This window comes from uncultured Limnohabitans sp. (genome assembly GCF_937889215.1).
Lineage (GTDB): Bacteria > Pseudomonadota > Gammaproteobacteria > Burkholderiales > Burkholderiaceae_C > Limnohabitans_A.
Genome location: NZ_CALBEX010000551.1, coordinates 1 through 1153 on the forward strand (window position 1 = coordinate 1; position 1153 = coordinate 1153).

At 62.0% G+C, this 1153-nt stretch carries 1 protein-coding gene; it reads right to left on the reverse strand.

All coding sequences use genetic code 11. From position 1 onward, the window contains the following. A partial coding sequence (locus tag Q0341_RS13875) for a DEAD/DEAH box helicase (protein WP_299514489.1) occupies positions 1 to 1153 on the reverse strand: 1153 nt, incomplete at both ends.

Consider the following 1153-nt stretch of genomic DNA (forward strand, 5'->3'; position numbering starts at 1 on the left):
GAGGCGACCGGCCTCTTTTTCGATCAGGATGTGGGCCAGTGTCTGCAGGGTTTTGCCCAGGCCCATGTCGTCGGCCAGAATGCCGGCCAGTTGGTGCTGACGCAAAAACTGCAACCAATTCAGGCCCTGTTGTTGGTAAGGCCGCAAGGTCGCTTGCAGGCTTGCGGGTGCCAGCACATCGGGCAGGCTCTCGATACCGCGCATTTGCTGCACGAGCTTCATCAGGCTTTGGGCACCCGCCCAGGCCACGCCCTCCCCCAAGGATGCGGCTGTGCGCAAAGCTTCGAGGCGCGACAGGCGCAGCTCGTCGCCACTCCAGTCGCGTCCGCGTTCAGACACCAGCTCCATGAGCGTGTTCAGCCAGGGTTCGATCTTGGCGGTGGGCAACTTCACAAAGCCCTCGCCTTGCAGATCAGGCAGGTACAAAAACGGCGGCAAGCTGGCGGTCTCGCCCTCGGCTGTGGTCAAGCTGATGCGGGCCAAAGCCGTCAAAATGGTCGGCACCCAAGGCAAGATGTTCACGCGCTGGCCATCGATGTCCATGCCCAGCGACAAATCAAACCAAGGCGAGGTTTCGGGCGCTTCGGCATCGCCCGACAGGTCGATGTGCACGTCGTCGGCCTCACGCAGCCAGTGGGTTTCACCGGCGCTGAACCGCACCTCGAATCCGGCTTCGCGCAAGGGTGAAAAATCCTGCTCCAGCCATTCCAGCCAACGCTGCTGAGGCTGGAGCGGCGCAAAACCCAGCATGTTTTGCGATCGCACCGACAAACCCCACGTTTCCAGCGCTTGCCAGGCCCGCAGTTCGCTTGGCAGATCGCGCACCAACATGCGGGCCTGCGCACCGTGTCCAACCATGACACGGATTTGCGTGCCAGCCCAAAAGCCGCGGTGCCCAGCGTAATCAAAACTCAACTCGGCTTGAAACAAACCGAGCGCGTCGCGGTCCTCGGCGGCCACCGGTGTGATGTCCAGCACAGGCCGGGCTGGCGCATCCCGGATCTCGGGCATGCGTTCGATCACGGGCGGCAAAGACACTGGCCCCAAACGGGCCAACAACTGGTTCTGAAATTTGAACACCACGCTTTCAGGCAGCACGGGGGCGTTGGACATCAACTGCAACTCGTTGGCGCTCAGGCCTTGTGTGTTCAGC